We start from the raw sequence: 23578 nt of genomic DNA, 5'->3' as shown, positions 1-23578 counted from the left end.
GGGGCAACGCGCGGTCCGTTCTCCGGCGTGGGGTACAGCGCACTCGCCCAGGTGGCACCTCTCCTGACCAATCTGGCCCTCACCCCGTACCTCATTCACCATCTGGGCCTCGACCGCTTCGGCGTGTGGTCGCTGATCCTCGTCCTCCTGACGACACTCACCGTCCTCGACGGCGGCGTGGGGGCGTCCCTGCAGCGTTTCTTCGCCTGCCACGGGGCGCGCGGCGACCCTGAGGGGACGGGGCGGCTGGTGATCGGCTCCATGACGGTCTTCGTCGGGCTCGGAGCGCTGATCAGCGGCATCGGCCTGGCGGTAGCCCCCACGGCGGTGGATCTCCTGGACCTTCCGTCCCATCTGCGAGGCGAGGCCGAGGAGTTGTTCCTCTACCTCGGTCCCCTCGTCACCGCGGCGATGGGCTCGAACGCGGCCACCGCACTGCTGCAGGCGCACGGGCGATTCCGCTCTCTGGCGGGCGTCAGCCTCGGTTCGTGTGCGGCGTACGGAGCCGCGGTGGTGCTGCTGGTCGGTCCTGGCGGGAGCCTCGGTACGCTCGCCGCGGTCTCGGTGGGGAGGTATCTGCTCCTGCTGGTCTGCGGTCTGTGCGTGGGCGCACGACACGTCCGCCTGCGCAGGCCGCTGCTGCCGGACGCGGACGCCCGCCGCGAGTTCTTCGGGTACGCCCTGCGGATGCAGCTCTCGGGGCTGACGGTCTTCCTGAACGGCCAGATCGACGCCTTTGTGATCGCCGCGTTGCTGCCCGTGCGGTACGTGGGGATCTATGCCGCCGGTTATCAGGCGGCCACCGCACTGCGCAGCCTTCCCCTCTATGCCTTCCCGCCGATCTTCACGCGGATGACGGTGGTCTACGCCCGGCGCGGACTCGCCGGGGCGGTGGAGGAGTTCCACGCCGTGGAGGCCCGCTGGCTGCCGGTCGTCCTCACCTACGGGGCGGTGACCACCGCGACCGTCGCCTTCGCCGTGCAGGTGTGGCTCGGTACCGATCTGGCGCTGAGCGGGGTCGTCGCCGCCGTTCTGATGGCGGGCTACGCCGCCCAGGTGGCCTTTACCGGGATCCGCACCGCCTTCGTGCGCGCGACGGGACGGCCTGGTCTGGAAACCCGCTACTGCTGGTTCGCCACGGTGGTGAATCTGGCGCTCACCGTGCCCCTGACCCTCCAGTTCGGTGTCGTCGGGGTGGTTCTCGCCACCGCGATCGGTTACACGGCCGGCGCCGTGCGCTTCGTGTTCCTCTGCCGGCGGCTGGCCGATCTCAGGGAAGCCCGGCTGCCGAAGAGATGGGCGACCGCCACCGCTCTCGGTGTGATCACCGGTGTGGTCGGCGAGTTGCCGATCCTCAACGCCGGTTGGCACGGGCTGCTCCCGTTGACGCTGGCGGGGCTCCCGGTGCTCGCCGCACTGGCCTGCGCGGCAATGGTCGTGGCCGGCGGTCAGTTGCGGCGGCTGAGGATCGGGGTCTGATCGGCACGCGCGGACACCGGGAGCGCGCCGGAACCGGATGCCGCGACCGTCGTACCGGCCACGTCGCGGACCACCGTGGGCACGAGTACGGCGGTGACGAGAGCGAAGGTCAGCTCATTGCTGATGCTGAACGACCAGGGACGCTCCACGACCGAGGCGAGCAGGACGGGGAGCAGCACGCTCGCGGCGACGGGAAAGCCGGGGACGCGCCCCCTCACCAGAAGGTGGCCGAGCAGCAACAGGTAGAGAGCGAGGCCCACGATCCCGCCCGCGTAGAGGACTTCGATCCATTGGTTGTGCAGCGACGGCGAGAGGGCGGCCGGGATCTCGCCGGTGAGGTACTTGCCGGTCCATGCCTTGCCGCCGAAACCGAAGAGGGGCGACTTGTGCAGTTCGCTCGTGGCCATGCCCCAGATGGCGGCACGATCGCCGACGCCGTCGCCCTTCGCGCTGGTGAACGGAGCGGCGAGGCCGATCAGGGCCGCTGCTCCCAGGACCGGCACGGCGAGCAGCGTCCGTCCCGGTGAGGCACCTCGGTCTCGGTCGCCCGTCTCGTCCGGGAGCCTCGGACGCAGCAGCATCAGGAAGCCCACGGTCGCCACGGCGGCGACATCGGCGAGCCTGCTGCCCGTGGCGACGGCCACGAAGGCGACGTAGCACGCCAGGAGGGTGCGCACGCGTCCGCGCAGCCCCATCCAGACGAAGGGGATGCCGGTGATCAGCAGCAGGCCGAAGATGTTCTCGTTGGTGAAGACGCCCGCGTAGTGAACCCCCAGAAGACCGCACGGGTTGTCGGCCCGGCACTCCCGCAGGACGGTGGCCGGCTCGATGAGCGCCTCGACCCCGCTCAGCACGGTGAACAGGAGGACGACGGCCGCTCCGCCCAGGAACGCCGAGCGCCCCGGCCGGGCGACGCCCGCAGCGAGCAGGCACATGAGCAGGACGAGCTGTCTGGGTGCGAGGAGTTGCTGCCCGTGCAGACCGTCGGAGAAGGCGAACAGCAGGACGAGCAGACAGGCGATGAGTGGCGCGGTGTTGATCCGGGCGCGGGCGAAGAGCAGCCGCTGGAGGACGAACAGGGCGCATCCGGCCAGGAGGACGCCGTTGCTCACGGCCCCGATTCTGGTCACCCAGCCGGGGAATCCGATCACCACCTCTCCCGACGGGTCGAACTGCTCGGTGCGGCCCGCGTGCATCAGGTACACGACGCTCGGGAAACCGGCCAGCACGCCGATCAGGAAGACCATCGTCGCGGTGAGGTCCCAGTCCCGGAAGGCCCGGGCGCGCCGCAGCGCCACGGCCACCGGGAGCAGTGAGAGCAGGGCCAGGACACCCAGCAGCAGTGCCGTATCAGTCTGGTGCTGCGTCATGGGGCGTCTCACCCCCTATGCGCGGTGGCGGTCGGGGGAGGGCGACACGGCTGGTGCCGACCACGTCCGGTCGTCCGGCTTCCAGGCGTGGTCCGGACGGAACTGCTCCCGGGGCGACAGGTCCTGGTGCTGCGGATGCCCGGGTGGCTGCCGCCCGGGCGGCTCCTCGGCGCGGGTCCCGGTGAGGACGGCACCGAGTACCCGTACGTGAACCGCCGAGAGGTCGTCGAGGGCGCGGACGGCGGCGTCGCGGCGGGTCTTCCCGGCCCGGACGACGAACAGCACGCCTTCCGTGACGGAGGCCAGTGCCGCCCCGTCGGCGAAGGGCAGCAGCGGCGGGCTGTCGACCACCACGAGGTCCGCGCGTGCCTCCAGCGTGCGGATGAGCCGTGCGGTGTCGGGCGAGGACAGGAGCGTGCTCGGATCCTCCGCCGGGGGGCCGCTCGGCAGCACGCTGATGCCGCCGTCCTCCCAGTCCTCCAGGGCGTCGTGGAGTGGGGTGCCGTCGACGAGGACGCCGGTGAGTCCGGGCGTGCCGCGCAGGCCCAGGTCCTTGGCCAGGCGTGGCCGGCGCAGATCCGCCTCCACAAGGACGACGCGCCGCCCGGTGCGGGCGACACTCGTCGCCAGATCGATCGCGGTCCGCGTCCTGCCCTCCTTGGGCAGTGCGCCGGCGATGAGCACCGAGTTCGGCATGCGGTCCCCGTCACCGAACCGCAGTCGGGTGCGCAGTCGGCTCACCGCCTCCGTACGGCGGGCCGCGCCGCCCCGCCTTCCGGCGCCGGGGCGGCCGTGTTCGGGTGGGGGAACAGCCCCCACCGTCCGCAGGCCCAGGTGGGTGTCGATGTCGGTCGCGGAGCGGAGGGTGGTGTCGAGCGACTGCCGCAGCACGGCGCCCCCGACGCCCACGACGATCCCGGCGAGCAGGCCGAGGGCCAGGTTCAGTGCGGGACGCGGGCTCGTCGGGGTGGTGGGCGGTTCGGACCCGCCCACCACACTGGCCTTGACCAGCGGTGGGGAACCGGCTGAGGAGTCCTCGATGGTGGCGATGTACCGCGTGAACTGAACGGCGGTCTGGTCGGCGATGGCCTGCGCCCTGGCGGCCGACGGATCGTTCACCTTGATGTCGATCAGGGTCGTGTCGAGCGGCGCCTGCGCGGTGATCTTCTGCGCCAGTCGTGCCGGGGACGTGTGCAGGCCGAGATCGGAGATGACGCCGCCGAGGACCGTGGTGCTGGTGACGATGCGGGTGTAGGACTTGACCCGTTGCTGGGCGAACAGACCGCCCTGGTACGCGACGGCGCTGTCCTTGTCGCTGGTCGCGATGAAGAGCTGGGCGTTCGCCGTGTAGGTGCGGGGCATCAGCGCGGTCACGCCCACGGCCCCTGCCAGTCCGAGCAGGACGCACACCACGATGAACCGCCACCTTCGGCGCAGGGTGCTGATGTAGTCGCGGAGATCCATGGGACTCCTCCCTACAGGTCGCTCCGGCTGTTCTTGACGTCGTCCGAATGGAGAGGGAAGGTGGGATTTACGTTGTAAACATACGTTATCAGCATACGGCTGGACGTGAACCATGGATCGTCATCTGGAGCGCTGCGCGGTCACCCCTTACGGCCGGGGGGCGGGAAGCTCACGGGTCCGCGTCTTCGCGTGGCTGGACCGCGTCGGCGCGGACTTCACCGTGGGCAGCTATCTCTCGCTGCCCGACGCCTCCGTCTCCCGTCTGGTACGGCGGCCGGTCTCCCTCGCGCAGGCGGAACTGCGGCTGGCGGCCATCGCGCACGCTCGTCCTCGCCGGCTCCTGCTGCACCGCGAGGCCTCCCCGCTCAGCCGCGGCTGGTGGGAGCGGCGGCTGCTCACGGGTGCCGAGTTCGGTGTGTACGACTTCGACGACGCCCTGCAGTGGGATCTGGGTGAGGGCGGTCTCGCGCGCAGGCTCGCTCCCAAGGCGGGCAAGGCGTACGTGGCCGTCCGTCACGCGGACCGGGTCATCGCGGGCAACACGGTCCTCGCGGACTGGGCCTCCCGGTACCACCACGACGTCGTGGTGATCCCGAGCTGCGTGGCCCTGGAGGACTACACCTCCAAGACGTCGTACGCGCTGCACGATCCGCCGCGGCTCGGTTGGATCGGCTCGCCGGACAACGAGGCCTGCCTGCTGCTGATCTCCGAAGCGCTCACGGAGATCCACCGGCGTACCGGTGCGCGGGTGACGCTCGTCGGCACGACCACGCCGTCCCTCGGCGGCCTGGAGCGCCTCATCGACCGGATCGCCTGGAGCCCGGACAGCCAGCGGACGGCGCTGGCCGGCATGGACATAGGCCTGATGCCGCTGCGGGCGACCGCCTACAGCCTCGGCAAATGCGGATACAAGCTGCTCCAGTACGCCGCCGCCGGTCTGCCCGCCGTGGCCACCCCGCTCGGCGTCAACGCCGACCTGCTGTCCGAGTTCGGCATGCCCGCGGCCCGGACCCAGGACGACTGGACCAGCGCGATCCTCGATCTGACCGACTCCTCCGCGGCCGGCCGGCAACGCCTCGGCCGGGCCGCCCGGGGCATCACCGGCCGGAGGTATTCGTACGACGCGTGGCTGCCCCGCTGGGTCTCGGCCCTGGAACTCGGGCCGGTGCTCCGATGACGGCCGAGGCGCGGCCCGCACCGACCGCCGACATCGTGATCGTGAACTGGAACACCGGCCGCTACCTGGGAGACTGCCTGCGTTCGATCGTCGGGACCGATCGCTCGCAGCTGTGTGTGGCGCGGATCGTCGTCGTCGACAACGCCTCCGGCGACGACTCCCTGCACGGTCTGACCGCGGCCGGCATTCCGCTTGAGGTGGTCCGCAACGCGCGCAACCGCGGCTTCGCCGCCGCCTGCAACCAGGGGGCGGCCCGGGGCGACAGCGACTACCTGCTCTTCCTCAATCCGGACACGCGGCTGTACCCCGACACGTTGCAGGTCATGGGCCGGCTCCTGCGGAGACCGGACACGGACGGCTTCGGGATCTTCGGAGCACTCATGGTGGACGAAGCCGGGCATCAGCAGATCTCGTGCTCGCGATTCCCCACCCTGCGCGTTCTCGCCGGGAAGATGACGGGGCTCGACCGGCTGGTGCCGGCTCTCTTCCCGCCACACCATCTCAGGCCGCGCGACCTGACCCGGTCGGGCGCCGTGGACCAGGTCATCGGGGCGTTCCTCCTGGTGCGCCGACCGGTGTTCACCGAACTGAACGGCTTCGACGAGCGCTACTTCCTCTACTTCGAAGAGGTCGACTTCGCGCTGCGGGCACGCCGTGCCGGGTGGCCCTCGTACTTCGTACGGCAGGCGCGGGTCCACCATGCCGGAAACGTGAGTTCCGCCCAACTCGGGCCGTGGCGCCACTACTTGATGCTGCGCAGCCGCAGCCGTTACGCGTTCCTGCACTGGACGAAGCCGCAGGCATGGCTGCTCATGGCGCTGACCCTGTCCGTGGAGCCGGCCGTGCGCCTGGCGGCCGCCGCCGTGCGGGGACAGTGGGCGGATCTTGGGCCCACGTTGGGCGTGTACCTGCGCTTCCTGCGCTGGCTCCGCGCGAGCCGTGACCAGAACTCACTCGACCCACTCGACCCACTTGACCCGGTACCGAGAAACGAGGCGGGCCACTCATGCACACCGTCGGCCGCATTCCCCGACAGACACCCCGACAGACACCCCGACTGATTCCCCGAGGGGTTCCGCCCGCCATGAGCGCCGTGCGGCTCTCGTCGGCACGCCGGACCCTGGACGTCGCCGTCGCCCTGACCCTGCTCGTCGTTCTCGGGCCGCTGCTGGTTCTGGTGGCGGCACTGGTCCGGGTCACGAGCGGCGCACCGGTGCTGTTCCGGCAGCGGCGGACGGGGGAGGCCGGGCGGGAGTTCACCCTCTACAAGTTCCGCAGCATGCGGAACGGCAGCGCGGGCCCCGGCGTCACCGGTGGCTCCGACCGGCGGGTGACGGGCACGGGGCACCTGCTGCGCCGGTTCCAGCTGGACGAACTGCCGCAGTTGTGGAACGTGCTGCGCGGCGACATGACCCTGGCCGGCCCCCGCCCCGAGATACCGGACCTTGCCCGCCGCTACCCGCCGGAGCACCGATGGGTGTTCCGGCACCGCCCGGGGCTCACCGGACCGTGCCAGCTCAGGTCGCGCGCGTATGCCGCGAGACTCGACGGCCGCTCCGATCCCGAGGAGTACTACCTGACGGTGCTCGTGCCCCAACGCGTCGCCCTGGACGCGGAGTTCCTCCGCCGTGCCACGGTGGCGAACGTCCTGCGCCTCACCGCCCGGACCGCCCTGTACGTGCTGTCCGCCGGGTGGGACGGCCACGCGCACCGGGACGCCGACCGGCGAGCGGGCGGGCGGCGCGGTGGCCGAGGGGGCGGGCTCTGATGCGCGCCCTGGTGACCGGTGCGGCGGGATTCATCGGCTCGCACCTGTGCGAACATCTGCTGTCCCGCGGGGACGAGGTCATGGGCATCGACGCCATGACGGACTTCTACGAACCCGCGCGCAAGCGGCGCAACCTCGCCCCGCTGGTGGGCCGGGACCGGTTCACGTTCCGCCGGGGCGATCTGCTGGATCTCCGTCTGGAGCCGCTGTTCGCCGCCGCGGACACCGTCTACCATCTCGCCGGCCAGCCCGGAGTCCGCGGTTCCTGGGGCGCGGAGTTCGCCGTCTACCTCGAACGGAACGTCCTGGTCACCCAGCGGGTGCTGGAGGCGGCACGGGAGACCCGGCTCGGCCGGCTGGTCTACGCGTCCAGCTCGTCCGTCTACGGGAACGCGGAGGCGTATCCGACCTCGGAGACACTGTCTCCCAGGCCCGTCTCCCCGTACGGCGTCACCAAACTCGCCGCGGAGCAGCTGTGCGAGACCTACCGCACCGTCTTCGACGTCCCGGCGCTCTCCCTGCGGCTGTTCAGCGTCTACGGTCCCCGGCAGCGGCCCGACATGGCGTTCTCGCGGCTGGTCTCGGCCGCCTGCGCCGATCGGCCCTTCCCGCTGTACGGGGACGGCGGGCAGAGCCGTGATTTCACCTACGTCGGGGATGTGGTGACGGCCATGCGCTCGGCGGCGTCCTCCTCGTGGACCGGGGTCGCCAACATCGGTGGAGGCTGCGAGGTGACGATGCGTCAGGCGATAGCGCTGCTCGGGCAGTTGGCCGCTCCGGTGAACGTGGTGCCGGGGCCCGCGCGGCCGGGCGACGCCCGGCGCACCGCGGCCGACATCACCGTGGCGCGGAACGCCTTCGGCTATCTGCCGGTCACGGATCTCCGTACCGGACTCGCCGCGATGGTGCGGGCCGAGCGGGCAGCCCGTCGGGTCCGGTCCGCGGAATCCCTGGCGGGCCGCAGGTGACACGCCGGCCCGGTGTCAGCCCGGCGCCTGCGCCCCGCGGTAGTACGCGATGATCTCCTCGGCCGTCAGTTCCCGCTCGGCCTTGCGCCCCAGGAAGTACACGGCCGACGCGTCGTCCTCCGCGTAGCCGGCCGGGACGAGCCGGTCCAGGACGCGCAGCCAGCACAGCAGCCCCCGCACGCCACGGCCCGCGAGGGGGGAACGGGTCAGCCCCCGGACCAGGTGATCGGTGCTCCACAGGAACTGGGTGCCGGGGCCAGCGACGGGGCCGGCGGCGAGTTCCTCGAAGCGGCGGAAGAGGTAGCGGTGACCGCTCGCGGTGTAGCGGGTGAAGTCGTGGGCGCCGGCGTGCACCTGCTGGAGGAACGGGGTCTCCGCGTAGACCAGTCCGCCACTCTTCAGGACCCGGTGGATCTCGGCGACGACCAGGGGCGGGTCCAGTACGTGTTCGAGCACGGCCTGTGCCAGCACCGCGTCCACGCTCGCCGTGGCGAGCGGAATCCGGTGGGCGTCCGCGATGAACTGGGTCACCGGGCTGGGGGCGATGTCGAAGCCGATCACCTGGACGCGTGGATCGCGGTAGACGGCGCCCACGCCGTTGCCGACCGTCGCCCCGCCGACGACGAGCAGCGTCGGTGCGGGACCGGGGAGCGCGCGCAGCAGGAGATCGATGTTCCGGGCCGCGACGTGATTGTGCGGCTTCCAGACGAGCCGCAGAGCGGCGGGAAGCCGGTGGACGAGCCCGGCGGGCCGCGGCCCGCCGGCGTCCGGCCGGGCGGCCGCGGCCGTCGTTTCCGCCCGGTCCACGACACTGCGCTCGAAGTCGACGAGGACCGGCCACCGCCCCGCCACCGGGAACGAGAGCGAGGCGTGACACGGGCAGTCCGGTGCGGTGCAGCTGAGCCCTTCGGGCTCCGTCCGCAGGGGTGAGCGACAGAGCGGGCACACCAGCAGCCGCTTGATCTGGTGCAGTTCGGCCAGAGCCATGGGCGTTCCTCCCGCATGTGCCTCGTATGTCCATATCCTCCGGCGGATTGACCTGGACCGCCTCAGGGCAGAAGATGTACGTATACGTCGTAAATATACGGTTTAACGGCGGTGATCGACGATGCGGAACGGGCCCCTTGCCCCCGGTGCGGACCGACGGGACGGTGCGTCCGTCCGCTGGCCGTCGGCACCGCCACGCGTGGTGCCGACGGCCACGCTGCCCAAACCACCGCGGCCGCCACGGATCAAGGTCCTGCACGTCATCACCCGCTTCCGGGCGGGAGCCGGCGGCAACACCCTGCTGTCGGCCGAGGGCATGGACGCGGGCCGGTACGAGGTGTGGATCGCCGGAGTGCCGGGCGGCGAACTCTGGGGCCGGGCGCGCGCCGCCGGGATCCGGACGGTGGAGATACCGGCGTTCCGGCACACCCTGGCCCCCGCGGACCTGCTGGTGCTGTGGCGACTGGTGCGGCTCATCCGGCGCGAGCGGTTCACCGTCGTGCACACCCACTCGGCCAAGGGCGGCTTCCTCGGGCGGGTCGCCGCACGGCTGTGCCGCACACCGGTGGTGGTGCACACCTTCCACGGCGTGAGCTTCCACCCGTACATGTCCGGCCCCCGGCAGGCGCTGTACCGCTGCCTGGAACGGTCGACGCGGCGCTTCACCCACCGCTTCCTCGCCGTCGCGCCGAGCGTGGCCCGCCAGGCCGTCGAGGAGCGCCTCGCCCCGCCGGGCCGCGTCCACGTGGTGCCGTCGGCGGTGGAACTGGGACACATCCCCGAGCGGTTCGATCCCGTCGCCCGGCGCGTGCTCGGCGTACCCCGCGAGACCGCCCTCATCGGCACGGTCGGCCGGATCGACGACCAGAAAGCGCCGCTGGACTTCATCCGCATGGCGGCCGCGCTCCGTGCCGAGCGTCCCGGCACCGCGTTCGTCATGATCGGCGACGGGCCGATGGAGGACGAGGTCCGGCGGCTCGCGGCCGTACTGGATGTCGACGTGACGCTCACCGGACACCGGCCCGACGCGGCCTGGCTGGTCGCCGGAGTGGACGTCTTCGTCATCACTTCGCTGTACGAAGGCCTGGGCCGGGCCCTCACCGAGGCGCTGGCCACCGAGCGCCCGGTCGTCGCGACAGCCGTGAACGGTGTGCCCGACCTGGTGGAGCACGGCGCCACGGGACTGCTCGTGGCACCGCGCGACCCGGAGGGTGCCGCGCGAGCGGTCGGCTGGCTGCTCGACCGTCCACGAGAGGCCGCGGAGATGGGACGGCAGGGCCGCCGAAGGGTGCGCGGCGCCTTCGCGCCGGCGGCCATGTGTGACGCCGTCGACGCCTGCTACCGCGACCTGCTGGGGCTTCCCCTGCCGAACCGCACCCCCGGGAGCGCCGCCCGCCCCTGAGACGCGGCCCGCCTCGCGACCGCATCTCCATCATCCGCGGACCAGGGAGAACGACATGCGCCTCGCAGTCATCGGCACCGGATACCTCGGAGCCGTCCACGCCGCCTGCATGGCCGAACTCGGGCACGAGGTCCTCGGCGTGGACACCGACCCGGAGCGGGTCGACGCGCTCGCCGCCGGCCGGACCCCCTTCTACGAGCCCGGCCTGCCCGGCCTGCTCAAGCGGGGGGTGGACGCGGGCCGGCTGCGCTTCACCACCTCGCTGACCGAGGCCGCCGCCTTCGCCGACACCCACTTCGTCTGTGTCGGCACTCCGCAGCGGCCCGGTTCGGGCGCCGCCGACCTGAGCCACGTCGAGGCCGCCGTGGACGGCCTGGCGCACGCTCTGCCGTTCAGCGGCTACCAGCACGTCCTGGTGGTCGGCAAGTCCACGGTGCCGGTCGGCACGGCGGACCGGCTGGCCCGGCGGCTGCACACGGCCGCCCCGGACGCCGACCTCGCCTGGAACCCCGAGTTCCTGCGCGAGGGCTGTGCGATCCGTGACACCCTGCGGCCGGAACGCATCGTGGCGGGGGTCCGCACGGCGCACGCCGAGACGCGGCTGCGCGAGATCTACGCGCCCCTGCTGGCGGCCGGCATCCCGTTCATCGGCACCGACACCGCCACCGCGGAACTGGTCAAGCTGGCCTCGAACTCCTTCCTCGCCACCAAGATCTCCTTCATCAACGCCATGGCCGAGATCTGCGACGCCACCGGGGCCGATGTCACCACCCTGGCGGAGGCGATGGGCGCCGACTCCCGCATAGGGCCGCGATGCCTGGCACCCGGCCTCGGCTTCGGCGGGAGTTGCCTGCCCAAGGACATCCGGGCCTTCGCCGCCCGGGCCGAGGAACTCGGGTGCGGGGAGTCGGTGGTCTTCCTGCGGCAGGTCGACGAGATCAACACCCGGCAGCGCCGTCACACGGTCGACCTGGCCGAACAGCTCGTCGGCGGGTCCTTCGAGGACCACGGCGTCGCGGTCCTCGGGGCCGCCTTCAAGCCCTTCAGCGACGACGTCCGCGACTCGCCGGCACTGGCGGTCGCGGACGCGATCAGGCGCCGGGGCGCCCAGGTCCGCGTCCACGACCCGGAGGCGATCGACAACGCCCGGGCCGCGTACCCCGAGCTCCAGTTCGCCCTGGACGTGACCAAGACGTGCGAACGGGCCGACGTGGTCCTCCACCTCACCGACTGGCCCCAGTACCGGGAACTCGACCCGGCCGCCCTCGGCGCGGTGGTGCGCACCCGGGCCGTCGTCGACGCACGCCACAGCCTCGACCCGGTCGCCTGGCGCGCTGCGGGCTGGACGCTGCGCGCACCGGGCCGCCCGCGGCTCGGCCGCCCTGAAGGCGCTCGTGCTGTGCTGCGGAGTCAGGGGATCTGGGAGCCGGCCTGGAGTGACTCCGGTCATGAACGCACTCATTGAGGACTACGCCCTGATCAGCGACCTGGAAACCGCCGCCATGGTCGGCCGGAACGGGTCGATCGACTGGCTGTGCCTGCCCCGCTTCGACTCGCCGGCCTGCCTCGCCGCGCTGCTGGGCGCGCCGGACAACGGATTCTGGCGGTTGGCCCCGGTGGCCGCGCCCGGCACCTGCACGCGCCGCGCCTACCGGCCCGACACGCTGGTCCTGGACACCTGGTGGCAGACCCCGACCGGCGCCGTGCGCGTCACCGACCTCATGCCACCGCGCGCCGGGCTGCCGTGTGTCGTACGCGTGGTGGAGGGACTGTCGGGCTCCGTGACCGTACGCAGCGAACTCCGCCTGCGCTTCCACCAGGGCCGCGTGCTGCCCTGGTCCCGGGTCGCTGACGACCGCACCGTCGCGGTCGCCGGGCCGGACGCCGTATGGCTCGGCGCCGAAGGGCCGGTGCGGGTGCTCGAGCGCGGGCCGTCCACGGTGTACGAGGCGACCGTCCCGGCCGGCGGGCGGGTCGCCCTGACGCTGGTGTGGGCGCCCTCGCACCGGCCCGAGCCGCCCCCGCTGCTGGACATACCGGCGGAGACCCTGGTGAAGGAGACCGCCGACTACTGGCTCGACTGGGTCGGCCGCTGCCGTTACCAGGGGCCGTGGCGGGACGCCGTGGTGCGGTCCCTGATCACCCTGAAGGCGCTCACCTACGAGCCCACGGGCGGCATCGTCGCGGCGCCGACCACCTCGCTGCCCGGCTGCGTCGGAGGCGAACGCAACTGGGACCACCGGTTCTGCTGGCTGCGCGACTCCACCCTCGCCCTGTCCTGCCTGCTGCGCAGCGGCTACCTCAACGAGGCGACGGCCTGGCTGGACTGGCTGGTGCGGGCGATCGCCGGCGATCCCGCCGATCTCCAGGCCGTGTACGGCGTCGGCGGCCAGCGGCTGTTGCCGGAGACCGAAGCCGACTGGCTGCCCGGCTACGGGCGCTCGCGGCCGGTGCGGTTCGGGAACTTGGCCGTCGACCAGTTCCAGCTCGACGTGTACGGAGAGGTCCTGGACACGCTGTATCTGTCCTTGCGGGCGGGCATCCCCATGCCGGCCCACATATGGGACCTGGTCCAGGCGATGATGGGCTTCCTGCAACGGCACTGGCGTGAGCCCGACCGGGGACTGTGGCAGGTCCGCGGGCCGCGGCGGCAGTTCGTCCACTCCAAGGTGATGGTCTGGGTGGCCGCCGACCGCGCCCTGCGCATGGGGGAGTTGCTCGGCCGCAACGGATCCTCCGCCGAGTGGCGGGCCATGCGGCAGGAGGTGCACCGACAGGTCTGCCAGGAGGGCTGGGACGCCGGACAGCGGTCCTTCGTGCAGTCCTACGGCTCCCCGGCCCTGGACGCCTCGGCCCTGCTGATCCCCCGGCTCGGCTTCCTGCCCGCCCGGGATCCGCGGGTGCGCGGCACCGTGGGGGCCATGCGGGGACTGGACGACGGCGGGTTCCTGCGCCGGTACGCACCGGGCGGCGACGGCGTGCACGGGGTGGACGGCATGCCCGGCCGCGAGGGCGCGTTCGTGGCGTGCACCCTGTGGTACGCCGACGTCCTCGCCGTGACCGGCAACGCCGAACAGGCCCGGGAGACCTTCGAGCGGGTCCTCGGTGTCCGCAACGACGTAGGGCTGCTGGCGGAGCAGTGGGATCCGGACGGCGGACGCCAACTGGGCAACGCACCGCAGGCGTTCAGCCACATCGCCCTGGCGGAAACGGCGTTCGCGCTGTCAGCGGCACGAGGGGCGGCACGCGACTGCGGCGGCCCGGCCGGCGCGTGACGGCAACGTAGTCAGTGGGAAAGACACTGCGGGGCGCCCCCCCCGGTACGTGCGTACCTGGCCAGCAGGAGGCAACGCGTTGGAACTATGGACGATCGTCGCGGCGCTGTCCGCCGTCATCGCCAACATCATCTCTGTGTTCGTCGCTCGGGTCAGTCTCCGCAAGGCGGACGCGGCCTTGGAGCAGAGTCGAATCAGCGCGGAACTGAGCTTGCAGAGAGCGGACTTGGCTCTCGCGCAGGCGCAGGAGCTGTCACGCGAATCGCTGAGAGCCCACTGGGCGATCGACGGTGCCATGTCTGCCATAGCGTGGCGCGACCAGGTGATCGAACTTCATGATCGAGGCCTCAGCGCGGAGCGGATACGCCGCATCATGCTTCTCGAAGACGGCGGCGCCGGTTACGAGACCAGTAACGGGCGCATCGACGACATCCTCAGAGGCATGCCACGGCGGCCGTGACAGAGAGCTCTCCGTCGGGCCTCTCACAGTGATCGCACAGCCCTGTCAGACCCGTTGACGCCTTGATTGCGGCGGCGTTAGACAAGTCGATGCAGATCGCGAAATCGCGTTCACTTGTTGAACTCAACTGTCCGCAAGCTGCCTTTCGGCAGTCCCGCGTACCGTCGGAGAGAGCGCAGGATGCCCACGATTCCCGGACGAAGTTCGTTGGTGTTGGCCTTGGCCGGTGTGCTGGCGGTGGTGTTCGTGCCGGTGTCAGCAGACGCGCAGACACCGTCGCAGTCGCCGTCGTCGGGGCCGACCGTGACGCACACCGGTAAGGGCCCCACGGGCTACGAGGTCACGTTCCGCGTCAAGGACGCGTCGGCGACGTCGATGCGGATCAAGGGCACCTGGTCCTTCGCGTCGACGGCCTCGTCCAGCACCGATCCGACGAACGCCGCACCGGTCGCCGCCGCCGACTGGCGACCCGGCGACTTCCCGCTCCAGTCCCCGGACCAACCCGGTGAGGCATGGGCCGTGGCCTCGATGACCAAGGACGCCAAGTCGGGCGTCTGGTCCTACACCGTCCCGCTGCCCTCGGGCACCTTCGACTACCAGTTCTATCCGGACTGTGCGTCCGCCGCGCTGACCGGCTGCACCGCCGAGACCGACCCGGCCGTCCCGCCCTGGAGCACCACCGGTTCGCCCGCCGTCTTCTCCCAGGTCTACGTCCCCTCCGACCCGAAGTCCGGCACCACCGACCTCTCCTACACGGCCGACGCCCCCGCCGGCCGGCGCGGCCGCATCACGGACGTCACGTATCCGACCGCCAACTCCAGTACGGGAACACACCCGTTGGCGGTCTACACCCCGCCCGGCTACGACCCCGGGCGCACGACTCCGTACCCCGTGTTCGTCCTCAGCCACGGCGGCGGCGAGACCGAGGCGGCCTGGCCCACCCGCGGCCGGGTCCAGCAGATCGTCGACAACCTGATCGCCCAGCACCGGATGCAGCCCGCCGTCGTCGTCATGCCGGACGGCTCCGGCCTGACCAGCGGCACGAGCTACACCTCGGAGATCACCGCCAACGTCCTCCCGTACGTCCAGCAGCACTACGACGTCGCCACAGCAGCCGCGGGCCGCGCCTTCGCCGGCACCTCCGCCTACGGCACCCAGGCCAACAACTTCCTGTTCAAGGACACCACCGAGTTCGGGTACTACGGGGTGTGGTCCCCGGCCTCCGGAGCCCCCGCCGTCACCGTCACCGGCTCCGGCAACACTCCCGTCGACCCCGCCTACACCAACCCGCAGCTCAAGCAGGTGCTCGGCATCCACCTCGCCATCGGCCAGGAGGACCTCGGCGGCAACGCCCCGATGATGACCGCCACCACCGAACGCGAGGGCATGATCAACGCGGGCGTCCCCTTCACGTACTACTCCGTCGGCGGCGGCCACACCTGGGCCTTCTGGCAGCAGACCCTCTACGACTTCCTGACCCGCGTCGGCTTCCGGGCCACGGCCACCACGGTGACGGCGAGCGCGGACAAGCTCACGGCGACCGTGACGGCGTCCACCGCGGAACCCCGAACCCCCACCGGCACCGTCCAGTTCAAGGCCGACGGCGTCGCCGTCGGCCACCCCGTCGCCCTCGTCCACGGCAGGGCCACCCTCGCCGGCCACTGGACCGGCACGCTCACCGCCGTCTACAGCGGCGACCGCTACTACAACGCCGGCTCAGGAAGCCCTTCGAACTGACCCGCACCAGTGGAAGGAAGCCGCACGCATGTCAATGACACGACGAGAAGCCGCCAGAGCCATGGCCCTCACCGTGGGGAGCGCGTCGCTGCTCGGATCGACGGCCGGCGTCGCAGCCGCGTCGCCCCCTGAGAGCAGGAGGACCGAGGACGAGTACGGGCCCGTCGTCAAGCACACCGGCAAGAACCCCACCGGCTACGAGGTCACCTTCCGCTACCACGCCCCGACCGCCACCCGCGTCCAGCTCAAGGGCGAGTGGTACTTCGAGCGGCCGAGTGAACTCCCGCAGCGGCTGACCGGACCCGACTACACCGTGCCGACCCCGGGCCTGCTGCCCGCGCAGTGGCGGCCGGGCGACATACCGGCCTCCCACCCGAACTCCACCAGCCCCAACTTCCCCGTCGTCGACATGAAGAAGGGCCGCGACGGCGTGTGGACGCACACCACACCCCTGCCGGGCGGCGTCTTCACCTACGGCTTCTTCATCGATGCCGACGCCGACGACACGACCACCACAGGGCAGGTCCCCGACCCGGCCAACCCGGCCTGGAACGTCGTCGACGGCGTCCTCCACGGCCGGGCCGTGGACCGCAGCCAGGTCTACGTCCCCTCCGACCCGCGCTTCGACCCCGTCGACCTGTCCTGGCAGGGGCCCACCGACGGCCCGCGCGGCAAGCTCCGCCACGTCACCTACAGCTCACCGGGGCATGTGACGCCGGCCGACGAGAACTACCTCGTGATCTACACGCCCCCGGGCTACGACCCGAAGCGCGCCGAGCCGTATCCGACCTTCTACCTCAGCCACGGCGGAGGAGAGGACGAGATGGGCTGGAGCACCCAGGGCGACATGGCCGACATCCTCGACAACCTCGTCAACGGCGGCGAGGTCGAGCCGATGGTCGTCGTCATGCCCAACGCGACCGGCTACGCCGCCTCGACCGCCGAGCAACTCCACCGCACCGACCTCATCGAGCGGGTCTTCCCATGGGTCGAGGCGCACTACAACGTGTCGGCCTCGGCGTCCGACCGCGCGTACTCCGGGCTGTCGGCAGGCGGCATGCGCACCTCCTACCTCCTGCTCAACAACACCGAACAGTTCGGCTACTACGGCATCATGAGCGCCGGCCTGCCGCCGGACACCACTTTCTCCGCCGACCTCGTCGCCGCCATGAAGAAGGTGTCGGTGTACGTGGGCGGCGGCTGGCAGGACCCCGTGAACCCCGGTTTCTCCACCATCCACCGGGGGCCCTTCCGCGCGGTGCGCGACCTCACCGCCGCCGGTGTCCACGTCCAGACCGCGTTCATCGACGGCGGACACGAGTGGCACGTATGGCGGTTGCTGCTCAGGGACTTCCTGACCCGCACGGCCTTCCTGCCGGCCTCCACCGCGCCTGCCGACTGGGGCGCCTGAGCGGTCATGGCGGTGGGGCGGCCCCCGACCGGGCCGCCCCACCGCCATGACCGGGTCACCTCTTCTGTTCGAAGAGCCAGTCCCTGATTCCCTCGATGGTGTAGGCGGCCCGCCAGGTGCAGACGTGGTTGTCGACGCTGCTCTCCTCCAGGCCGGGCCACACCACGGTGCCCTTCTTCAGCGCCACGAAGTTGACCGGCGTCTTCTTGGCCCGCATCGCGGCGGCGTACGGGGCGAATCCGGCCGGGGTGAGCTGGCCGTTCCAGACGGCGCGGCTGATCTTCGCCCCCTCCTTGGCGAGGGTGTCCATGATCCCGGTCATGCCCGGGTACGCCTGCTCGTCGCCCTGTGACACCACGGCCCAGATCTTCTGCTTGGCCAGCGGCTTGACCTGGGTGAGGTCGTCCCACTGGCCGGCGACGAGGAAGGAGGCCGCGAAGAGGTCGGGGTAGGTGAAGTCGAGTGCGATCGAGGTGATCGTGCCGCCGGACTGGCCGGTGGTGTAGAGCCGTTTGCGGTCGATGCTGTATTTGTCGGCCAGCGATTCGATCAGGCCCTTGATGGTCTTCAGGGCCGGCGCGTTGCCGTCGCTGCCCTCGTCCGTCTCGCTGGTGAACTGCGGTGCCAGGACGAAGCATTCGTGCTTGGCCTGCTCGCTCGGGCTCGCCCAGATGACCGCCCCGAGTCCCTGGGTGAGGGTGATGAGCGGGTTCGTGCTGGTCGTACCGCCGTCGTGCATGAACAGCACCATCGGATACGACTTGTGCCGGTCGTAGTTCTTCGGCACGAACAGGTTGTACTGCAGGGAGTTGCCGGTCTCGGCGTCGGTGTACTTCAACTGCTGGAAGTCGTCGACGATCAGGTTGTCGACCTTGCTCGTCGTGACGGCTCCGCCGCTCGCGGCGTACGTGTCGCCGGCGGCCGTGGTCACCGTGCCGGTCTGGGTCACCTCGGCCGACGCCGTCTTCAGCGTGGGTGGGGTCATGCCCCCGCCGCCGGGACCGCCGCTCGGAGAGCTCGATGGCGAGGCGGAGGACGCCGACGCAGACGGGGACGGAGAGGAGGAGGACGACGAGCCCGAGAAGTGGTCCACGTACAGGCGGGCCGCGTCATCGAGGGGCGAGAGCTCGATGACGACGTAGGCGCCGTTGGTCCCATGTCCGGCCGTCGCCGCCTCGGTGTTGGCGTAGACGTTGGTCACGGTCCTGTCGGTGACCTTGAACGTGGACAGCGTCAACTTCGACGTGTCAATCTCGGTGTCGTACTGGACGGCGACCGCGGTGAGTTTCTGCCCGTCCCCGAACACCTCGGTGATGGCGGTGGCCCCAAGAATGTGGCCGCTCTGCGCGGCCAACTGGGTCCCACTCACCGCGCTGCTCGACGAGTCGGAGGAAGCGGAAGAGCAGGCACCGATGGCGGGGACGGCGGCTGCCGCGGCGAGTCCAGCCAGGACGCTCCGGCGTTTCACGGATTCTTCTCCTTTGCCGTGGGGGGCGTCGGGACGAAGGCGGTGGTCGCCTGTCTCGATGTTCGCCTTCGGACCCTAGGACCGCCACAACAGAAGTGTCCGCAATTTCGTCAACAATAAGGGGATTCTCAGCCACCGTGGTTCGCGTGGTTCGGGGGGCCTCGTGGCACGTATCGGTCTCCTGTGAATGCGAACGGATCGTTGGCAATATCGTCAACATGCCGCCTACGTTCGGGAGGACAGGAGCCGCAGGCCGGTGCGGACCGAGGGGGACACGGCCATGTACTGGAGAGGTCAACAGACGTGAAGTACAAGTCAGTTCAGCGCAGGAGCGTCGTCATGGGGATCGGTGCGACCGCCGGGGTCGCGGCGATCGGCGGCATCACCCTCAGCGGACAGGCGTCGGCCACGACGACTGCCTCGTCCGCCTCTTCCTCGTCCCCGGGAAGCCTGGTCTTCGACCCGGACGCGTACACGGAGATCACGACGACCATCACGGGCGCGGATCTGAAGGACCATGAGGTGACCTACCACTTCTGGAAGGCCATCACCTATGTCGCCAAGCCGGTCGACGAGGAGTACCAGAGCCTGATCGTCAGCGTGCCCGTCGAGATCGACGGCACGGCCGTGGACGCGAGCAACGCGCCGATCGTGGTGTCCAACGTGATCGCCGGTTACATGCCGTCCTCCGTGACGACGGCGACCGGTGTCGGCGGCGCCGCGATGACCGGCACACCGCCGGCGGGTGGGCCGGGCGGCGCCTCCGCCTCCCCCTCGGCGTCCGCGTCGGCCTCTGCGTCTCCTTCCGCCACTCCGACTGCTTCGGCTTCGGCTTCCGCGACACCGGAGCCGGGCGGTGGTGGTGCCGCCGCCATGCCGAAGATGGCCCTGCTGGCGGGATACGTCGTCGTGGAGCCCGGCGCCCGGGGCCGCTCGCTGACGAACACCGCCGGTGAGTACTACGGAACGGCCCCCGCCGCGATCGTCGACCTCAAGGCGGCCGTGCGCTACATCAGGTCGAACAAGGGCCGCATCCCCGGCAACACCGACCGGATCATCTCCGCCGGTGTCAGCGCCGGCGGAGCGCTGTCCGCGCTCGTCGGCTCCTCCGGCGACAGCCCGCTGTACGCCACGTACCTCAAGGAGATCGGCGCCGCCGACACCTCCGACGCGGTCTTCGCGAGCGCCGACTGGTGCCCGATCGCCGACCTGGAGCACGCCGACGGCGCCTACGAGTGGAACTGGGGCACCAACGTCACCCAGACCACCGGCGCGGTCGTCGACCAGACCGTCTCCAAGCAGCTCCAGGCGCAGTTCGCCGAGTACCAGGCGTCGTTGAAGCTGCGTGGCATGGACGGCTTCGGCCCGCTCACCGCCCGCAACTACGACGACTACCTGCTCGACACCTTCATCCGGCCGTCGGCCACCGCCTACCTCAAGGCTCTCTCGGACACCGACCGCGCGACCTATCTGGCCGCCAACACGGACATCGGCTGGGACGGCGAGCAGGCGACCTTCACCTGGGCGCAGTACCTCGCACACGTCGGCGCCCGCAAGAAGACCACGCCCGCGTTCGACGCCTTCGACCTGTCGGCCGGCGAGAACAACGAGTTCGGCACCGGTACGACGCTCGCCCGCCACTTCACCGCGTACGGCGCGAAGAACGACACCACGGGCCTCGCCACCAAGCGGGTCGCGAGCGACATCCCCGCGAAGCTGCGCCTGATGAACCCGATGCACTTCATCGTCGACCAGCCCAACTCCCGGCGCGCCAAGCACTGGTGGATCCGCCTGGGCACCAACGACACCGACACGGCACTGACGGTCTCCGCCAACCTCGCCACCGCCCTGGACAACCTCGGCGACGACGTCAACTACCTCTTCTACTGGGACCAGGGCCACGGCGCCAACATCGACCTCGGCGACTTCGTGACCTGGATCGCGGACATCTCGGGCCACAAGAGCCGGCGGAAGTAGCGCCCGGGGCGGTTCTCCGTACTACTCCCTTGCGCCTCCTGACGCCGGAACGCCCTGCGCCACGGGCGGGCTCAGTCGGTCCGCGCGCGACCAGAAAGCCGCTCGACCCCCCGCAGCAACGCGGAGTGATCCAGACCCCCCTCGCCGTTCTCCCGGCAGGACGACAGGAGTTGGGCGACCAGGGTGCCCGTCGGCAGGACCGCGCCGGTGTCGCGGGCCGTGTCGGTGACGATGCCCAGGTCCTTGTGGTGGAGGTCGATGCGGAAGCCGGGGGCGAAGTCCCGGTTCAGCATGGCGTCCTTCTTGCGGTTCAGGACGGTGGAGCCGGCCAGGCCTCCGCCGAGGACCGTCAGGGCGGCCGGCAGGTCGGCGCCCGCCTTCTCCAGGAAGACGACGGCCTCGGCCAGGGCCTGGATGTTGACGGCGACGACCAGCTGGTTCGCGGCCTTCACCGTCTGGCCGGCGCCGGGCGGGCCGACGTGCACGACGGTGGTGCCCAGGGCGTGGAAGAGGGGAGCCGCCCGCTCGAAGTCCGCGTCCTCGCCGCCGGCCATGATGGACAGCACGCCCTCGATGGCCCCCGCCTCGCCGCCGGAGACGGGGGCGTCCAGGACTCGTAGGCCATATTCGCGGCCCGCCTCCGCCAGTGCGACGGCGGTGCGCGGGCTGATGGTGCTCATGTCGATCAACAGGCTTCCGGCGCGGGCGTGTTGGAGTACGCCGCCCTCGCCCAGGACGACCTCGGTGACCTCGGCGTCCGCCGGGAGCATGGTGATGACGGCGTCCGCGTCGGCCACGGCCTCCGCCACGCTGCCCGCCGCGTGCCCGCCCGCCTCGACGAGACGGTCCACGGCCGCTCGGCTGCGGTTGTGGCCGGTGACCCGGTACCCCGCCCGGACGAGGTTGGCCGCCATCGGGCCGCCCATGATGCCGAGGCCGATGAAGGCGACGGAGCGGAGCTTCCCGTGCGACGTGTCCGTGTGCCCATCCAGGTTCCGATCCATGTTCCGACCGTAGGGCAGGACGATGACAGCCCTCCACGATGATGGATAAATGCTGGCCCCAATGATGGCGAAATGATTCATCCGAGGGCTTCGCAACCCCTTCCGGCGGACCTACCGTTACGGGCACGTAAACGGCTTGGCCGTGGGCACAGCCGTGTTCTGACGGCTTCCTGAAGGGAGAGGGCAATGGCGCCCGTGGAGTTGCTGATCGGTAGTCGCTGGCAGGCGGCCAAGGGGGACGGGCGGACCCGGGAGGTCACATCGCCGTTCGACGGTTCGACGGTGGGCACCGTGGCGCTCGCCGGTACCGACGATGTCGAGGCTGCCCTCGCCGCCGCCGAGCGGGGCGCGGCCGTCTGGCGCCGTACGCCCGCCCATGAGCGGATGCGCATCCTGCTGCGGGCCGCCGAGCTCGCCGACGAGCGTGCCCCGAAGACCGCGCAGACCATCAGCGCGGAGTCCGGCAAGACCATCACCGAGGCCACCGGCGAGGCATCCCGCTCCGGCGACCTGATCCGGCTCGCCGCCTTCGAGGGAACGCAGCTCTACGGCGACACCCTCCCGCTCGACGCCAACCGCGGCACGGGTCAGGACAAGATCGGCTTCACGCTGCGCCAGCCCTGCGGGATCGTCGTCGCGATCACGCCGTTCAACTACCCGGCGCTGCTGGTCCTGCACAAGCTCGCCCCGGCCCTGGCCGCGGGCAACGCGGTGATCCTCAAGCCGGCCACCAGCACCCCCCTCACCGCCCTGGAACTCGCCGAGTGCTTCGTCGACGCGGGTCTGCCGGAGGGCGTGCTCTCCGTGCTCGTCGGCTCCGGTTCGGTGCTCGGCGACGCCCTCGTCACCGACCCCCGCGTCCGCAAGATCTCCTTCACCGGCTCGACCACCACCGGCGAGCACATCGCCCGGGTCGCCGGCGTGAAGAAGCTGTCCCTGGAACTCGGCGCCTCCTGCCCGGTCGTCGTCCTCCCCGACGCCGACATCGAGGCCGCCGCGAGCGCCGTCGCGGCGGGTGGGTACGTCAACGCCGGACAGGTCTGCATCTCTGTCCAGCGGGTCATCACCCATCCCGCCGTGACCGGCGACTTCCTGGACGCCCTCGTCCCCAAGGTCCGGAACATCCGCACCGGCGACCCCTCCTCCCCGGACACCACGATGGGCGCCCTCATCACGGCCAAGGAGGCGGAGCGCGTCGAGCGGGCCATCGCCCAGGCCACCGTGGACGGGGCGCGGGTCCTGATCGGCGGTGAGCGCGACGGTGCCGTGGTGCAGCCGGCCGTCGTCGCCGACGTCGACCCCCGGTCCGCGTTCAGCCAGACGGAGTTGTTCGGTCCCGCCGTCGCCGTCAGCTCGGCGGACGACTGGGAGTCCGCCATCGCCCAGGCCAACGGCACCGCCTACGGCCTCGGCGCCGGCATCTTCACCTCCGACATCGCCGGAGCGGTGCGGGCCATCCGGGAGATCGACGCCGGGTCCGTCCACATCAACTGGACGCCCCTGTGGCGCGCCGACCTGATGCCGTACGGCGGCCTCAAGGGCAGCGGCTACGGCAAGGAAGGCCCCCGCGCCGCGGTCAGCGAGATGACCGAGGTCAAGACCATCGTTCTGCACGGCCGTCCCTGGTGACT

18 protein-coding genes are annotated in these 23578 nt (G+C 71.0%); 13 read left to right on the top strand and 5 right to left on the bottom strand.

Annotation, left to right across the window (positions count from 1 at the left end; translation table 11 throughout):
* Positions 1–27 precede the first annotated feature (27 nt).
* Positions 28–1479 (top strand): oligosaccharide flippase family protein, encoded by a 1452-nt coding sequence (locus tag AB0M63_RS16450; protein ID WP_366019832.1) that lies wholly within the window; start codon positions 28–30, stop codon positions 1477–1479.
* Here the strand turns inward: AB0M63_RS16450 and AB0M63_RS16445 are convergent.
* Entirely contained in the window at positions 1449–2849 is a 1401-nt protein-coding gene (locus AB0M63_RS16445; RefSeq protein WP_355910200.1) for an O-antigen ligase family protein, read from the bottom strand. The two genes, AB0M63_RS16450 and AB0M63_RS16445, sit on opposite strands and share 31 nt — an antisense overlap.
* A 15-nt stretch (positions 2850–2864) precedes the next feature.
* Entirely contained in the window at positions 2865–4313 is a 1449-nt protein-coding gene (locus tag AB0M63_RS16440) for a Wzz/FepE/Etk N-terminal domain-containing protein (protein WP_366019831.1), read from the bottom strand.
* Positions 4314–4425: 112 nt separating this feature from the next.
* On the opposite strand from AB0M63_RS16440, the gene AB0M63_RS16435 reads away from it, so the two are divergent.
* From AB0M63_RS16435 to AB0M63_RS16420, 4 genes are read left to right on the top strand one after another with little or no spacing between them, the layout of a single operon-like run.
* Positions 4426–5490, top strand: a complete 1065-nt coding sequence (locus AB0M63_RS16435) for a glycosyltransferase (protein WP_355910206.1) — start codon at positions 4426–4428, stop codon at positions 5488–5490.
* Positions 5487–6551 carry a glycosyltransferase family 2 protein gene (locus tag AB0M63_RS16430; RefSeq protein WP_366019829.1) on the top strand — a complete coding sequence of 355 codons (1065 nt, stop codon included), beginning with the start codon at positions 5487–5489 and terminating at the stop codon, positions 6549–6551. The genes AB0M63_RS16435 and AB0M63_RS16430 overlap by 4 nt, the downstream gene beginning before the upstream one ends.
* A 23-nt stretch (positions 6552–6574) precedes the next feature.
* On the top strand, positions 6575–7258 hold the full coding sequence (locus tag AB0M63_RS16425) for a sugar transferase (RefSeq protein WP_355910212.1): 684 nt from the start codon (positions 6575–6577) through the stop codon (positions 7256–7258).
* Entirely contained in the window at positions 7258–8226 is a 969-nt protein-coding gene (locus AB0M63_RS16420) for an NAD-dependent epimerase/dehydratase family protein (RefSeq protein WP_366019827.1), read from the top strand. Before AB0M63_RS16425 ends, AB0M63_RS16420 begins: the two co-directional genes overlap by 1 nt.
* 15 nt (positions 8227–8241) lie before the next feature.
* On the opposite strand, the gene AB0M63_RS16415 is transcribed toward AB0M63_RS16420, so the two are convergent.
* Positions 8242–9213, bottom strand: a complete 972-nt coding sequence (locus AB0M63_RS16415) for a class I SAM-dependent methyltransferase (RefSeq protein ID WP_355910218.1) — start codon at positions 9211–9213, stop codon at positions 8242–8244.
* 121 nt (positions 9214–9334) lie between these two features.
* Between AB0M63_RS16415 and AB0M63_RS16410 the strand changes: the two genes are divergently transcribed.
* From AB0M63_RS16410 to AB0M63_RS16385, 6 genes are all read left to right on the top strand, one after another.
* A complete protein-coding gene (locus AB0M63_RS16410; RefSeq protein WP_366019826.1) occupies positions 9335–10615 on the top strand; it encodes a glycosyltransferase in 1281 nt (426 codons plus the stop codon).
* 55 nt (positions 10616–10670) lie between these two features.
* Positions 10671–12080: a UDP-glucose/GDP-mannose dehydrogenase family protein gene (locus tag AB0M63_RS16405; RefSeq protein ID WP_366019825.1), complete on the top strand. Its 1410-nt coding sequence runs from the start codon at positions 10671–10673 to the stop codon at positions 12078–12080.
* Positions 12064–13890: a glycoside hydrolase family 15 protein gene (locus tag AB0M63_RS16400; protein ID WP_366019824.1), complete on the top strand. Its 1827-nt coding sequence runs from the start codon at positions 12064–12066 to the stop codon at positions 13888–13890. Before AB0M63_RS16405 ends, AB0M63_RS16400 begins: the two co-directional genes overlap by 17 nt.
* A 79-nt stretch (positions 13891–13969) precedes the next feature.
* Positions 13970–14350: a hypothetical protein gene (locus AB0M63_RS16395; protein ID WP_355910230.1), complete on the top strand. Its 381-nt coding sequence runs from the start codon at positions 13970–13972 to the stop codon at positions 14348–14350.
* Positions 14351–14530: 180 nt separating this feature from the next.
* Positions 14531–16087, top strand: coding sequence for an alpha/beta hydrolase-fold protein (locus tag AB0M63_RS16390; protein ID WP_366019823.1), 1557 nt, complete (start codon positions 14531–14533; stop codon positions 16085–16087).
* A gap of 61 nt (positions 16088–16148) precedes the next feature.
* Positions 16149–17498, top strand: a complete 1350-nt coding sequence (locus AB0M63_RS16385) for an alpha/beta hydrolase-fold protein (RefSeq protein WP_366019822.1) — start codon at positions 16149–16151, stop codon at positions 17496–17498.
* A gap of 55 nt (positions 17499–17553) precedes the next feature.
* On the opposite strand, the gene AB0M63_RS16380 is transcribed toward AB0M63_RS16385, so the two are convergent.
* On the bottom strand, positions 17554–18966 hold the full coding sequence (locus tag AB0M63_RS16380) for a PHB depolymerase family esterase (RefSeq protein WP_366019821.1): 1413 nt from the start codon (positions 18964–18966) through the stop codon (positions 17554–17556).
* A 339-nt stretch (positions 18967–19305) separates the two neighbouring features.
* On the opposite strand from AB0M63_RS16380, the gene AB0M63_RS16375 reads away from it, so the two are divergent.
* Positions 19306–20943 (top strand): subtype B tannase, encoded by a 1638-nt coding sequence (locus AB0M63_RS16375; RefSeq protein WP_366019820.1) that lies wholly within the window; start codon positions 19306–19308, stop codon positions 20941–20943.
* 71 nt (positions 20944–21014) lie between these two features.
* On the opposite strand, the gene AB0M63_RS16370 is transcribed toward AB0M63_RS16375, so the two are convergent.
* Positions 21015–21947 (bottom strand): 2-hydroxy-3-oxopropionate reductase, encoded by a 933-nt coding sequence (locus AB0M63_RS16370; RefSeq protein ID WP_366019819.1) that lies wholly within the window; start codon positions 21945–21947, stop codon positions 21015–21017.
* A 186-nt stretch (positions 21948–22133) separates the two neighbouring features.
* Here AB0M63_RS16370 and AB0M63_RS16365 point away from each other — a divergent pair, with 186 nt between their 5' ends.
* A complete protein-coding gene (locus AB0M63_RS16365) occupies positions 22134–23576 on the top strand; it encodes an aldehyde dehydrogenase family protein (RefSeq protein ID WP_355910245.1) in 1443 nt (480 codons plus the stop codon).
* Positions 23577–23578 lie beyond the last annotated feature (2 nt).

Source organism: Streptomyces sp. NPDC051576, from assembly GCF_040681835.1.
Lineage (GTDB): Bacteria > Actinomycetota > Actinomycetes > Streptomycetales > Streptomycetaceae > Streptomyces.
Note: the sequence above shows the minus strand (reverse complement) of the source record. Positions and strands in the feature narration are given on the sequence as shown.